Annotated in this window: 15 protein-coding genes; 3 read left to right on the forward strand and 12 right to left on the reverse strand. The window is 52.7% G+C overall.

Features of this window, described 5'->3' with window-relative positions; genetic code table 11:
• Positions 1–13: 13 nt before the first annotated feature.
• Positions 14–1,309, reverse strand: coding sequence for a phosphopyruvate hydratase (eno, locus tag AC55FS_RS17295; RefSeq protein WP_496935988.1), 1,296 nt, complete (start codon positions 1,307–1,309; stop codon positions 14–16).
• Positions 1,310–1,356: 47 nt separating this feature from the next.
• Positions 1,357–2,982 (reverse strand): CTP synthase, encoded by a 1,626-nt coding sequence (gene pyrG / locus AC55FS_RS17300; RefSeq protein ID WP_496933540.1) that lies wholly within the window; start codon positions 2,980–2,982, stop codon positions 1,357–1,359.
• A 258-nt stretch (positions 2,983–3,240) separates the two neighbouring features.
• Between pyrG and AC55FS_RS17305 the strand changes: the two genes are divergently transcribed.
• Both AC55FS_RS17305 and AC55FS_RS17310 read left to right on the forward strand, forming a co-directional pair.
• Positions 3,241–4,368 carry a hypothetical protein gene (locus AC55FS_RS17305; RefSeq protein WP_496933541.1) on the forward strand — a complete coding sequence of 376 codons (1,128 nt, stop codon included), beginning with the start codon at positions 3,241–3,243 and terminating at the stop codon, positions 4,366–4,368.
• 47 nt (positions 4,369–4,415) lie between these two features.
• Positions 4,416–4,763 (forward strand): hypothetical protein, encoded by a 348-nt coding sequence (locus AC55FS_RS17310; RefSeq protein ID WP_496933542.1) that lies wholly within the window; start codon positions 4,416–4,418, stop codon positions 4,761–4,763.
• Between the two features lie 2 nt (positions 4,764–4,765).
• Here the strand turns inward: AC55FS_RS17310 and AC55FS_RS17315 are convergent, their stop codons facing one another.
• Positions 4,766–5,488: a substrate-binding periplasmic protein gene (locus AC55FS_RS17315; protein WP_496933543.1), complete on the reverse strand. Its 723-nt coding sequence runs from the start codon at positions 5,486–5,488 to the stop codon at positions 4,766–4,768.
• Positions 5,489–5,575: 87 nt separating this feature from the next.
• Complete coding sequence (locus tag AC55FS_RS17320) at positions 5,576–6,334, reverse strand: Nif3-like dinuclear metal center hexameric protein (protein WP_496933544.1); 759 nt, start codon at positions 6,332–6,334, stop codon at positions 5,576–5,578.
• A 73-nt stretch (positions 6,335–6,407) separates the two neighbouring features.
• On the opposite strand from AC55FS_RS17320, the gene AC55FS_RS17325 reads away from it, so the two are divergent.
• Positions 6,408–7,571, forward strand: coding sequence for a trypsin-like peptidase domain-containing protein (locus AC55FS_RS17325; RefSeq protein ID WP_496933545.1), 1,164 nt, complete (start codon positions 6,408–6,410; stop codon positions 7,569–7,571).
• Between the two features lie 36 nt (positions 7,572–7,607).
• On the opposite strand, the gene hisD is transcribed toward AC55FS_RS17325, so the two are convergent.
• The 8 genes from hisD to AC55FS_RS17365 all read right to left on the reverse strand — a co-directional run bounded on the left by hisD (position 7,608) and on the right by AC55FS_RS17365 (position 13,542).
• Complete coding sequence (hisD, locus tag AC55FS_RS17330) at positions 7,608–8,915, reverse strand: histidinol dehydrogenase (RefSeq protein ID WP_496933546.1); 1,308 nt, start codon at positions 8,913–8,915, stop codon at positions 7,608–7,610.
• Positions 8,916–8,926: 11 nt separating this feature from the next.
• Positions 8,927–9,577, reverse strand: coding sequence for an ATP phosphoribosyltransferase (gene hisG / locus AC55FS_RS17335; RefSeq protein WP_496933547.1), 651 nt, complete (start codon positions 9,575–9,577; stop codon positions 8,927–8,929).
• A gap of 21 nt (positions 9,578–9,598) precedes the next feature.
• Positions 9,599–10,864, reverse strand: a complete 1,266-nt coding sequence (gene murA / locus AC55FS_RS17340; protein WP_496933548.1) for a UDP-N-acetylglucosamine 1-carboxyvinyltransferase — start codon at positions 10,862–10,864, stop codon at positions 9,599–9,601.
• Positions 10,865–10,873: 9 nt separating this feature from the next.
• On the reverse strand, positions 10,874–11,110 hold the full coding sequence (locus tag AC55FS_RS17345; RefSeq protein ID WP_496933549.1) for a BolA family protein: 237 nt from the start codon (positions 11,108–11,110) through the stop codon (positions 10,874–10,876).
• 81 nt (positions 11,111–11,191) lie between these two features.
• Positions 11,192–11,509 carry an STAS domain-containing protein gene (locus AC55FS_RS17350; RefSeq protein WP_496933550.1) on the reverse strand — a complete coding sequence of 106 codons (318 nt, stop codon included), beginning with the start codon at positions 11,507–11,509 and terminating at the stop codon, positions 11,192–11,194.
• Positions 11,509–11,970 (reverse strand): outer membrane lipid asymmetry maintenance protein MlaD, encoded by a 462-nt coding sequence (gene mlaD, locus AC55FS_RS17355; RefSeq protein ID WP_496933551.1) that lies wholly within the window; start codon positions 11,968–11,970, stop codon positions 11,509–11,511. Before mlaD ends, AC55FS_RS17350 begins: the two co-directional genes overlap by 1 nt.
• Before the next feature lies 1 nt (position 11,971).
• Positions 11,972–12,748: a lipid asymmetry maintenance ABC transporter permease subunit MlaE gene (mlaE, locus tag AC55FS_RS17360; RefSeq protein ID WP_496933552.1), complete on the reverse strand. Its 777-nt coding sequence runs from the start codon at positions 12,746–12,748 to the stop codon at positions 11,972–11,974.
• Positions 12,745–13,542, reverse strand: a complete 798-nt coding sequence (locus AC55FS_RS17365) for an ABC transporter ATP-binding protein (RefSeq protein ID WP_496933553.1) — start codon at positions 13,540–13,542, stop codon at positions 12,745–12,747. Before AC55FS_RS17365 ends, mlaE begins: the two co-directional genes overlap by 4 nt.
• Between the last annotated feature and the right edge of the window lie 45 nt (positions 13,543–13,587).

Below are 13,587 nucleotides of genomic sequence, written 5' to 3' on the forward strand. Positions count from 1 at the left end.
GCCCGCTTTCATTTTACGCCTGACCTTTAATTTCTTTCAGGCCATGGTAAGGCGCTTGGCCTCCCAGCTGCTCTTCAATACGCAGCAGACGATTATACTTAGCCACTCGATCACTGCGGCACAAAGAGCCGGTTTTGATCTGGCCCGCGCACGTACCCACTGCCAGATCGGCAATGGTAGTGTCTTCGGTTTCACCACTGCGGTGCGAGATCACTGCAGTGTAACCTGCGTCTTTTGCCATTTTAATGGCGTCCAAAGTTTCACTCAAAGAGCCAATCTGGTTGAACTTAATCAAAATGGAATTGGCAATGTTTTTCTCAATGCCTTCGGCCAGGATTTTGGTGTTGGTAACAAACAAGTCATCACCCACCAGCTGTACTTTGCTACCCAGTTTTTCCGTTTGATATTTCCAACCAGCCCAGTCAGATTCGTCCTGACCGTCTTCGATCGAAACAATCGGGTACTGGTCACACAGCTCAGCTAGGTAATCTGAAAATTGTTCGGCAGAAAAGACTTTGCCTTCGCCTTGCAGATCGTAGTTGCCATCTTTGTAGAACTCAGATGACGCACAATCCAGCGCCAAGGTAATGTCTTTACCCAGCTCATAGCCAGCGCCAGCACAAGCTTCTTTAATCGCCGCCAGGGCATCAGCGTTAGACGCCAAGTTAGGAGCAAAACCACCTTCATCACCCACCGCCGTGTTCAGGCCTTGAGCCGACAACACTTTTTTCAGGCTGTGGAAAATTTCAGCACCGGCACGTAAGGCCTCGGCAAAGCTAGCAGCGCCAACCGGCTGCACCATAAATTCTTGAATATCGACGTTGTTATCGGCGTGCTCACCACCGTTGATGATATTCATCATAGGTACAGGCATAGAGTACTGGCCCGAGGTGCCGTTTATGTCAGCAATGTGTTGATACAGCTCCACACCTTTGGCCGCCGCTGCTGCTTTAGCCGCCGCCAGCGAGACCGCCAAAATAGCATTGGCGCCTAAGTTGGCTTTGTTATCGGTACCATCCAACTCAAGCATTTTATTGTCCAATGCACGCTGGTCAGTACCGTCCATACCCAACAAAGCGTCTTTAATGCGAGTATTCACATTGTCTACTGCTTTCAGGACACCTTTGCCCAGATAGCGGCTTTTATCGCCATCACGCAGTTCCAGCGCTTCACGCGTACCCGTCGAGGCGCCACTGGGCGCACAGGCAGTACCGAAGAAACCGCCTTCTAAGGTCACGTCGGCTTCAACTGTTGGGTTACCACGAGAATCCAGAACTTCACGTGCTTTGATGTCGATAATGTTAGCCATGCTCATTATTTCTCCGTCGATAAATTCGCTGTGCCAGCGGCAGTCAATTAGTTCGCACTCTGCTCAATAGCAGCGGCGATAAATGCTTTAAACAGGCCATGTCCGTCCCGCGGCGTCGAGGTAAACTCCGGGTGGAACTGGCAGCCAACAAACCAAGGGTGATCAGCCACTTCTACGACTTCAACCAGATCACCATCAATAGAACGACCAGCAATACGCAGACCGTGCTTTTCTAGCTCGGCAATAATGGTGGCATTCACTTCGTAGCGGTGACGATGACGCTCGACAATAATTTCCTGGCCATACGCCTTAGCGGTGTTGGACTCAGGAGTCAAACGACACTCTTGACCGCCCAAACGCATGGTACCGCCCAGATCTGAGTTTTCATCGCGCACTTCGGTCTGGCCAGAGGCGTCGGTCCACTCAGTGATCAAACCGACCACAGGATGCTGACTGCTCGGATCAAATTCCGTTGAGTTGGCGTCTTTCCAGCCGACAACGTTACGGGCAAATTCGATCACTGCTGACTGCATGCCTAAGCAAATGCCCAGGAATGGAATCTTGTTTTCACGGGCGTATTGCACGGTGCGAATTTTACCGTCTACCCCGCGGTTACCAAAACCACCTGGCACCAAAATGGCTGCCACACCGGCCAACAGTTCAACGCCTTTGCGCTCGATGTCTTCAGCGTCGATGTAACGAATTTTGACCTTGGCGCGATGCTGAATACCGGCATGATCAATAGCTTCGATCAAAGATTTATAGGCATCCAGCAAGTCCATGTACTTGCCCACCATGGCGATGGTGATTTCTTTGTCTGGATTTAGTTTGGCATCAGCCACAGCATCCCATTCACTGAGATTGGCTTCGCCGCAGGCGAGGTCAAATTTTTCAACGATTAAATCATCCAGGCCGGCTTCTGACAGCATGCGTGGAATTTTGTAAATGGTATCGGCATCTTCCAATGGCACCACAGCACGCTCTTCAACATTGGTAAAGAGGGCAATTTTGCGCAGCGCCGAAGCGTCAATTTTATGATCCGAACGGCAAATCAGTACATCTGGCTGCAAACCGATGGTGCGCATTTCCTTAACAGAATGCTGAGTCGGCTTGGTTTTGGTTTCGCCAGCAGTAGCAATATATGGAACTAAGGTCAGGTGCAATGACAGTGCACGCTTGCTGCCCAGTTCGACCTTCATTTGACGCACCGCTTCTAGGAACGGCTGGGATTCGATATCACCCACAGTGCCACCGATTTCCACCAGTGCCACATCGGCACCTTCAGCGCCTTCGACCACACGACGTTTGATTTCGTCGGTAATGTGAGGAATCACCTGCACGGTACCGCCGAGATAGTCGCCGCGGCGCTCTTTGGCCAGCACGTCGGTGTAAATACGACCGGTGGTGAAGTTGTTACGGCGCGACATGGTAGTGCGAATGAAACGCTCGTAATGGCCCAAATCGAGATCGGTTTCAGCGCCATCTTCCGTTACAAACACCTCGCCGTGCTGGAACGGGCTCATGGTGCCGGGATCGACGTTGATGTACGGATCCAGTTTTAACATGGTGACTTTCAAGCCCCTGGCTTCCAAAATAGCAGCCAGAGACGCCGAGGCGATGCCCTTCCCCAACGAAGAAACAACACCACCTGTGACGAAGATAAATCGTGTCATAGAGGGTCCGCGAATTATAGATAAGGTGTTAGCTGGAAGGCTGGGAACCTTCACTCAAGATGGGAGGGCAGATTAGCAGAAATGGCCCTGCGGGTAAATTGCTTTCGACGTTTCACTGCCAGCTAAGTCCTACAAAAGAGGCGTTCAATGCGAGCTTGCTCACAGCCTAAATGTCAAGCCCTTGTGGGCCGTGGACTTAGAATCTGGGGCTGGTTATGCTCAAGCTCCAACTAATAACATCAGAGTAAGGATGCCATCGTGAAGACCTTTCCTTCTTTGCTGACCGCTTCAGCTGTGGCTGTCATGACAGCCGGCTGTGCCAGCACTCCCAAGGACACCACGCCCCTGCGTGAAACTGCGGTCCTGAAAAGCAAATACTCGTTGGCGGCCAATATGCTGCCCGACTCACGCGGCACACAAACGGTTTACACCCGCGCTGATCGCCGTCGCATCGACTATACCCTGAAGTTCGATAACTGGTTTATGAACTCCATGTTTGGCGGCTCTGACACCAGTGATATTGCCCGCCTCGACAACAACCTGTTGTGGTTATTAGATAATGAGGATGAAACCTATAAAGAGTGTCCGCTGACGGGCTGTGGCGGCTCTTTATGGGAAACCATGCAAGAGAAAATGGACAGTGGCGAAATGCAGCAAGAAGAAGAGGAAGGCTACGATCCCACTGCCGGCGGTAGCTGTAAGCTGACACCGCTGAAGACCACCTTTAAAGTCACTCCTAAAGCCAAAGGGCGCGTCGTTAACGGCTTTAATGCTGATCAATATGTTGCCTCCTGGGAAATTGGAGTCAAAGATCAATACGGCAATGTTGATAAGAACCTGTTCACCCTCGATTTATGGATGGTCGACGTCACCAGCAAGATGCAGCGCAGCTGGGAAATCAACGGTCAGTTTCAGCAGCGTTACCTAGCCAAGGTCGCCGGTGACAATCCTATGGCCAAGTTCCTCAGTGACGATGTCTACAAGGTTATTTCTGGAATTACTGGCGATACCGACAAGAGCAAGCTGACCAGCCAGTCTCCCGTAGTGAAAAAACTGAACGCTATTGAAGGTTATCCGGTATCGCTTAAATTTGAGTGGTATGTAGAATCTAACACCTGTCCGGAAGAACGTCGTCAGCAAGCCAAGGCGCAACAGCAGGACGACCAGCCAGGTTTTGATGGCGGAGACCCAATGGGTTCCATCAGCAGCATTGCCGGCAGTTTCTTGCAACAAAAAGCCAGTGAAAAAGCCACCGACTACTTTACTCCAGATCCGAATGCCCCTGTGCTGACGTACATTTATGACGTTACCAGCATTGAGGTTTCACAGCAGCGCGATAGTCGCTTTAATGTACCGGCGGACTACGATTTGACCGATCGTCGTTAATCTGAGCCCGGCTGGGTGAAAGCCCAGCCAATCAACAGAGATCTCCTATGACCCGATTACTGCTGGCCCTGATGGCCATTTCCCTAAGTGCCTGTAGCCTGCTGCAACCCAGCAGCGATATCAGCGCCACCATTCATGGCCCAGACGAAATCAAAGAAGGTGGGACTCTGGTATTAAGTGCCAGCGTCGGCTCCAACGCAGGTCGTCCTTTGCATCAACGTTGGAGCAGTAGTCAGCCAGATATCCTGACCTTGATTCACAGCGATCAGGTCTTGGCCCGTTTTAAAGTAGCTGATGTCTCTGCAGATCAGCCAGTGGAAGTGGTGTTAGAGGTGGATGACGGTCAGTCAGTGTACACCCTGAAACAAACCGTCATCGTGCGCGATACTCCCTGAGTCTACTTCAGGTAGCTGTCCATAATTTGCTGATAACGCCCGCTACTCTTTAGCTGCGCCAAGCCTGCGTTAAAGTCATCACGCACACTGGCATTGCTAAACGCGACCTTATAGTCGGTCGGTGGAAACACTTCAAACAGCGTCACCGGGGCAGACACATCAACGCTCTGCTCGGCGCCTCGGTAAAAAGTGAAGATGTTTCTGTCCATAACCACCAAATCGGTACGGCCAGTGAACAGCAGCTTTATTTGCGCCTCCTGGCGGGCCATTTCTTTATAACCGCTATTGGCTGCCGCCATGCTGGCAAAGGCATCACCTAAATACTTGGTGGCATCCTGAAAAGCAACGATGGAGAAGTTGGCTAAATCAGGCACACTGCTCACCGAATGCCCTTTTGCTTGCAAGCCGATGGCCACATTCTGATACGTCATATGAACGTCAGAATAATGCACCCCGCTAAGGCCCGAGGATTCATTCACCGTCATAGCGGCATCAACCTTGCCGTCTTCAAGCGAGGTTTTTACCCGCATAAAAGGCACGTATTTGACCTTAAGCTCATGTCCTTTTTCGCTCAGTGCCGCACGAACAATATCGAGCTCCATGCCGCGGTCATCGTCGGCAATGACATACGGAGGCAAGGCCAGACCGACACTCATAGTTACGGTCTCAGCCGTTGCGGGCATCACCGTCAACAGCCATAAACTCATACCAAACACATGACGCATAGTCGCTCCTACTGGATTGAAAGACGTCACTAAGGCTAGCTTATTTCATCGCTCCATGATGACCATCACTGGCAGCTGTAGCTGCCATCACACCGGGTTATCGATATCAATAAACTCGACTTTAACGCCAAACTGCTGAGCCAAATGCTCACCTAACGCCAAGGCGCCATAGCGCTCCGTGGCATGATGCCCGGCGCTGTAAAAGTGGGTGCCTGTCTCTCGAGCAAGGTGCACCGCCGGTTCATTAATTTCACCTGTGATATAAGCATCAACACCGGCGTCGATGGCCGTTTGCAAATACCCTTGTGCACCACCGGTGCACCAGGCGACGGTCTCAATGACGTCGTTGTCTTCACCGATGTGCAATGGCTGGCGCTGCAATTGTTGCTCAATCCAAGTACTGAACTCCCGCCCTGTCATGGGCTTTGGCAAACGACCAACATTGCCAGGCTTACTCAAGTCATTGGCATCGATAGGGCCTTCTACCGATAACTGCAGAACTTTGGCCAGCTGGGCGTTATTGCCCAGATCAGGATGCACATCCAACGGTAAATGGTAGGCCAGCAAGTTAATATCGTGCTGCAGCAGCGCCTTTAAACGCTCACGCTTAATGCCGGTGATGGTGGCGTCTTCGCCCTTCCAGAAATAACCGTGATGCACCAAAATAGCGTCTGCACCGCGCTCGATGGCAGCATCTATTAGCGCCTGATTAGCGGTCACCCCGGTAATGATGTACTGAATATCGTCACGTCCCTGCACTTGCAGGCCGTTGGGGCAATAATCGCGAATTCGCTGGCTCTGCAACAAGTCATTCAGATGCTTCAGAATCTGGCGACGATCAGTCATAGTTCACTCCTGTAGTAAACGGTTAGTGTTAGTGCAGCCGTTGGCAAAATCGACAGTATAACGAGGTTCCTCCATGGCCAGCACCCCAGGGCTGCTACTGCAACGTATCGTGTTACCCGCCTTAATTGGCTTGATTGTGGCGCAAAGTATTTTGCTGTGGGTGCCCGATTGGGTCTTGCCCCAGACCTCAAATTCCGTACCCACCACAGCGCCTGCTGCCAGTACACCACAAGCATCGGGCCCGGTCAGTTATGCCAGCGCGGTTGAGCGCGCCGCTCCAGCAGTGGTTAATGTGTTTACCCGTAAACGGGTGGAACGTAAACGTCATCCGTTATTTGATGATCCGTTTTTTCGTCAGTTTTTCCCCGCCACCCGTGAGCCCAGCGCCCGAATTCAATCCAGCCTTGGCTCTGGTGTGATTATGTCAGAGCAAGGACATGTGCTGACCAACCACCATGTCATCAGTGGCGCCGATGAAATCGTGGTGGCCTTGCGCGACGGGCGTGAAGCCACTGCACAACTGATTGGTACAGATCCAGAAGCCGATTTGGCGTTACTGCAAATCGATATGCAGCCGCTTCCGGTAATTCCTGTCGCCGACAATCAGCCCCTTAATATTGGCGACGTGGTACTGGCCATTGGCAATCCCTTTGGCGTGGGCCAAACCGTCACTATGGGTATCGTCTCCGCCACCGGTCGTAATCAGCTGGGCATCAATACCTACGAAAATTACATTCAGACCGATGCGGCGATTAACCCAGGAAATTCTGGCGGCGCTTTGGTCAACGCTTATGGCGAGCTGGTGGGTATCAATACCGCCATCTTTTCCAAATCAGGCGGTAGTGAAGGCATCGGCTTTGCCATTCCCAACGAGGTTGCTACCCGCACGCTGGCGGATCTTGCTCGCCATGGTCAGGCTATTCGCGGTTGGCTCGGGATCGAAGTGCGCGAAGCGACGCCGGCTCTGCTGCAATCTTTGCAACTCCCCAATGCCCTGACCGGATTAATAGTGACTGGATTGTATTCTGGCGGACCGGCTGAACTGGCCGGGCTTGAAGTGGGAGATATTGTGACTCATTTGAACGATCGCTCGGCGGCCGATGCCAGGGCCGCTATGAATCAAATTGGCGCGCTGCGCCCGGGAGATCGCATTACTATCGATTTATTACGTGCTGGCCAATCCATTCGAGTGGAAGCCATTGCCGGCCAGCGCCAGTCGCAAACCAGCGCCCCATGAATTAAGATGCTGGAGCACAACTCCAGCACTCTAACGTCAATCTGACAGTATCCGATACTCGGCCGAACGGGCGTGCGCCTCCAAGCGCTCACCCCGAGCCAATATAGAAGCCGTTTTACCCAATTCAGACGCACCTTGTGGCGAGCACATAATCAAAGACGAGCGTTTTTGAAAATCATACACGCCTAAAGGAGATGAAAAGCGTGCGGTGCCAGACGTCGGCAACACGTGATTAGGACCCGCACAATAATCCCCTAACGACTCTGAGGTATGGCGGCCCATAAAGATGGCGCCGGCATGGCGTATCTGCGGCAGCAGGGCTTGTGGATCTGCGACCGACAACTCCAAATGCTCCGGTGCAATGCGATTACTGACCTGACAGGCTTCGTCGATATCGCCTACTTCAATCAGCGCTGCTCGCGCGGTTAAAGACGCCTGAATAATTTCCTGGCGCTGCATATCTGGTAATAAACGCTCGATGCTGCGCTGCACCCGATTCAAAAAATCGCCATCTGGTGACACCAAAATGGCCTGGGCATCTTCATCATGCTCAGCCTGGGAAAACAGATCCATGGCAATCCAGTCAGGATCGGTGTCGCCGTCGCACACCACCAAAATTTCCGATGGGCCGGCAATCATATCGATACCGACGGTGCCAAACACCTGACGCTTGGCGGTGGCAACAAAGATATTGCCAGGGCCAACAATTTTATCCACAGGCGGTACTGTCTCGGTGCCATAGGCCAGTGCCGCTACCGCTTGGGCACCACCAATGGTAAACACCCGACTGACACCAGCGACGGCTGCCGCGGCTAATACCAGCTCATTGAGTTCACCACCGGGGGTCGGCACCACCATGATAATGTCTTCCACCCCAGCAACATGCGCGGGAATGGCATTCATCAACACCGACGAAGGATACGCCGCTTTGCCGCCCGGCACATAAATGCCGACTCGATCCATCGCAGTGACCTTTTGCCCCAGCAAGGTGCCATCGGCTTCTTGGTAGTTCCAGGATTCTTGTTTTTGATGCTGGTGGTAACGACGTACACGCTCTGCTGCCAGCTCCAACGCCTGGCGTTGCTCATCTGGCAAACCATCCAGCGCCTGCTGCAAACGTGCCTGCGGTAACTCCAGCTCTGCTATCGACAAGGCATGCACATGGTCAAAACGATTGCTGTATTCCACCACGGCGGCATCACCACGATGCCTTACATCGGCCAGAATACTGGCGACGGTTGACTGAACCTGGACATCGGACACCGATTCCCAAGCCAATAACGCATCTAATTGCTCGTTAAAGTCTTCCTGGGCGGAATTTAAACGACGCACTGCAATAGTCATACGGCCTCCGTTTATGCTTGTTCAGAACGCTGGCGTTCAACGGCTGCTGCCATTTGATCGATGATGGGTTGGATCTGGGCATGCTTGACCTTCATTGCTGCCCGGCCCGCCACCAAGCGAGAGCTAATGGGAGCAATTAAATCACGCGCTTCCAGACCATTGGCCTTGAGGGTATTGCCGGTATCAACGATGTCGACAATCATATCGGCCAAATTCATGATCGGCGCCAGTTCCATGCCGCCATACAGCTTAATGATGTCGACCTGGCGGCCTTGCTCAGCAAAATAGCGCTTAGCCACATTGACGAATTTGGTCGCGACTTTTAAGCGCCCTTGCGGCATCTCGGCATCTTTTAACGCCGCTGTCATTAGCCGACAAGTGGCAATATTCAGATCCAGCGGTTCGCACAAGTTGTCGCTGTTGTATTCCATCAGCACATCTTTGCCCGCCACACCCAAATCAGCGGCACCGTACTCGACATAGGTCGGCACGTCCGTGGCGCGAATCACCACCAACTTAATATGCTCATGATTGGTATCGAAGATCAGCTTGCGGCTCTTTTTGATGTCTTCCGCTGGATGAATACCGGCTTCTGCTAATAACGGCAGGGTATCGTCCAGTATGCGGCCCTTAGATAGGGCAATAGTCAACGGTTGAGTCATGCGCTTGCTGATCCTCTGGCATTAAGCCGACACCCGGCGGATATCGGCTCCTAGTTGTTGGAATTTTTCTTCAATGCACTCGTAACCACGATCAATGTGATAAATGCGATTAACGTCGGTTTCACCTTCCGCCACCAAGGCAGCCAATACCAGCGACGCCGACGCGCGCAAGTCTGTTGCCATCACAGGCGCAGCATTGAGGCCGGATTTGCCGGTAACAATGGCGGTATTGCCTTCCACGTGAATGTCAGCGCCCATTCGCATCAGCTCTTGTGCGTGTACAAAGCGATTTTCAAAAACCGTTTCTATAACGGTGGCCGTGCCTTCAGCCACGGCATTCAGTACCACAAACTGCGCTTGCATATCGGTCGGGAAAGCAGGATGTGGCGCGGTGCGAATATTGACAGCTTTGGGCCGACGACCTTGCATATCGAGCTCAATCCAATCTGGGCCTGTGGTGATTTTGGCACCGGCTTCTTCCAGCTTGTGCAAAACCGCATCCAGAATCAGCGGATCTGTGTCTTTGCACTTGACCCGACCACCGGTCACCGCAGCAGCCACTAAATAGGTACCGGTTTCAATGCGGTCAGGCAAGACGTCAAAGTGACAGCCATGCAAACGCTCAACCCCCTGAATGGTTAGGGTGTCGCTACCAACGCCTTCAATCTTGGCGCCCATAGCGATCAGGCAGTTGGCCAAATCAACGATCTCAGGCTCACGCGCGGCATTTTCGATAACGGTTTCGCCATCCGCCAGCACGGCAGCCATCATCACATTTTCAGTACCGCCAACGGTCACGGTATCAAAAAAGATGTGTGCACCTTTCAACCGGCCACCCGGCACATGGGCTTGAATGTAGCCATCGACCACATTCACCTCAGCGCCCAGCGCTTCCATACCACGAATGTGCAAATCCACTGGCCGGCTGCCGATGGCACAGCCACCAGGCAACGACACTTCAGCTTTGCCGTGACGCGCCAGTAGCGGCCCCAGCACCAAAATCGATGCGCGCATGGTGCGCACCAGATCGTAAGGCGCTACGTAGCTGGTCATCTGACCACAGTCGGTTTCAACCGACATGTCTTCATTGACCGCCACCTGCACTCCCATGCAGCCCAACAGCTCTAACATGGTGGTGATGTCATGCAAATGTGGCAGATTGCCGACATGCATAACACCATCAGCCAATAAGGTGGCGGCCAGAATCGGTAGGGCGGAGTTCTTTGCTCCGGAAATGCGGATCTCGCCGTCCAGACGACGGCCGCCACGAATACTCAGCTTATCCATGATTTGGTCTCAGGCGTTCGTTTGCTCGGCGGGCGTTAACGCACGAATAGTGACGGCGTGAATACGGCCATCAGCAATGTAGGGATTCAGTAGCTTGTAGACGAATTGCTGGCGTTTAACAGCATTGAGGCCATCGAACACTTCGCCCACTGCCTGCACCTCGTACTTGTAACCGTCGCCATCAACGGTCCAGTTCACTTCAGGTGCTTCAGATTGCAAGATTTGCAGGATTTCAGCCGGCGACATAACCGCTTTACCACTCGTTTTCAGCTTACTATGGGCGGCCAATCATAGCGGATAATGCCCAAGGAGAACACTGGCAAGGGGTCAGTCTGTGTCAGCAACCAACGGATCAAACAGCGACTGTAAATCGCTGATGGCAATGATGGGCTGCAGCCGAGATGGCACATTGGCCAGTTTTAGCGCCACACCGCGCTGTTCGCAGTAGCGCAACCAATCCAGTATTAAAGCCACCGCCGCACTGGAAACAAGCTCAACTGCCTGCATATCCACACACCAGCTTTGTTCCGCAGCGCCAATCAAGCAACGGCCACGCCGAGCCAGCGGTGTAACCGTCATCAAGGTTAAATCACCGCTTAATATCGCCTTATTGGTGCCGTCAGCGTGCAGGGTAGGCGCTGTCATCAGCCTTCCTCTGCCTTGTTAAACAGGAAACGACCGATCAACTCTTCCAGCACCAAGGCTGACTGAGTGTCTTCAATCCAATCACCATCTTCCAAGTATTCTGGGTCAGCCCCAACGGTTAAACCTATGTACTTTTCACCCAGCAAGCCGGCGGTAAGAATGGAAGCCGAGGTGTCACGAGTCAAAGTCGCAACATCGGCGTTAATTTCCATCTCCACCACAGCCGAGTACCATTCTTGATCGAGGTAAACTTTGGTTACCCGACCTATGGTTACACCCGACATAGACACTTTGGCTCGTTCATTTAGGCCAGCCAGATTTTCAAAGCGCGCTTTAATGGTGTAGGTATCATTGGTTGCCTGCTGCGTCAGACCGCTAACACGAAAGGCCATCAACACCAGGGCAAATATCCCCATTACCATAAACGCACCCACGGTGAGTTCTACATACCGCATTTGCATATTACACGCCTCCCAGCATGACCGCGGTTAATACAAAATCCAGCCCCAGCACTGCCAATGACGATATCACCACGGTTTGTGTTGTTGCTTTACCAATACCTTCTGACGTCGGCGCTGAGTCATAGCCCTGAAAAACGGCAATCCAGGTAACCACCACACCAAACACCACGGATTTGATCATGCCTTTGATGACATCCTCATAAAACTCGACCGAGGCCTGCATATTGCCCCAATAAGCGCCCTCATCGATGCCAAGTAGATCAACGGCAACAAAAGCACCGCCCCAAATACCAACGGTGCTGAATAACAGTGCCAACACTGGCATTGAAATCAGGCCGGCCCACAAACGCGGCGTTATTACACGTTTTAATGGGTCAACCCCCATCATTTCCATGGCCGATAGCTGCTCAGTGGTTTTCATCAAACCGATTTCAGCGGTCAGCGCGGAACCTGCCCGGCCAGCAAACAGCAGCGCCGTCATCACCGGCCCCAGTTCACGTAACAGAGTCAAGGACACCATAGTGCCGAGAGCCGCCTCTGAGCCAAAGTCAATCAGGATGGTATAGCCTTGCAGGCCTAGCACCATGCCAACAAAAAAACCGGCCACCACAATAATGGACAGCGAGCGCACACCGACGGCATGAATTTGCTGAATTAGCTCGCGCCAGCCCGCACTGCCAGGCCCACCCCAAGCAACCGAGCGCCACAGCAACATGGCCGCGCGTCCCATGGCCTGCATGGCGCTGACACCATTTTTACCCAACGACTGCAGCATCATGAGGACAACAACTCCTGTCGGTAATCGGGTGCAGGATAATGGAACGGCACAGGGCCGTCGGGATCACCACGTAAAAACTGCCTGACTTCAGCATTGTCACCGTTCAATAGCTCGTCGGGAGTACCAAAACCGATCACCCGGCCATCTGACACCAGACACAAATAATCAGCAATGCTGCAAGACTCCTCAACATCATGAGATACCAGCAAGCTGGTCAACCCCAGCGCCTGACTTAGGGCACGAATGAGTTTGACGATCATGCCCATAGAAATGGGGTCTAACCCAGTGAAGGGCTCGTCGTACAGCATTAATTCAGGATCCATGGCGATCGATCGCGCCAGAGCGACACGCCTAGCCATGCCACCAGACAGCTCACTTGGCATTAATGGATGAGCACCACGGAGACCAACGGCCTCAAGCTTCATTAACACCAGATCACGAATCATGCTTTCTGGCAGATCGGTATGGGTGCGCAGCGGAAAAGCCACGTTGTCATACACCGACAAATCGGTAAACAAGGCACCGGTTTGAAACAACATGCCCATTTTTTCTCGGCGCAGTTCAAATAACTGGCGACGATTGAGCTGTCCAATGCGATGACCATCTACATCTATACTGCCCTGCTCCGGCTTTAATTGGCCGCCGATTAGGCGTAACAAGGTGGTTTTCCCAGTGCCACTGGGGCCCATAATGGCTGTCACCTTGCCACGCGGAAAATCAACGCTGAGACGATCGTATATCAGACGATCTCCGCGCCGAAAACTCAGCTCTTTAATAGATATGTAGGGGTCCATGTCACCTCGATTACATTTGCCTCGTTAGCCTGGGCAGCAAACTGC

It is taken from the genome of Bacterioplanes sp. CLAM21 (genome assembly GCF_059641015.1).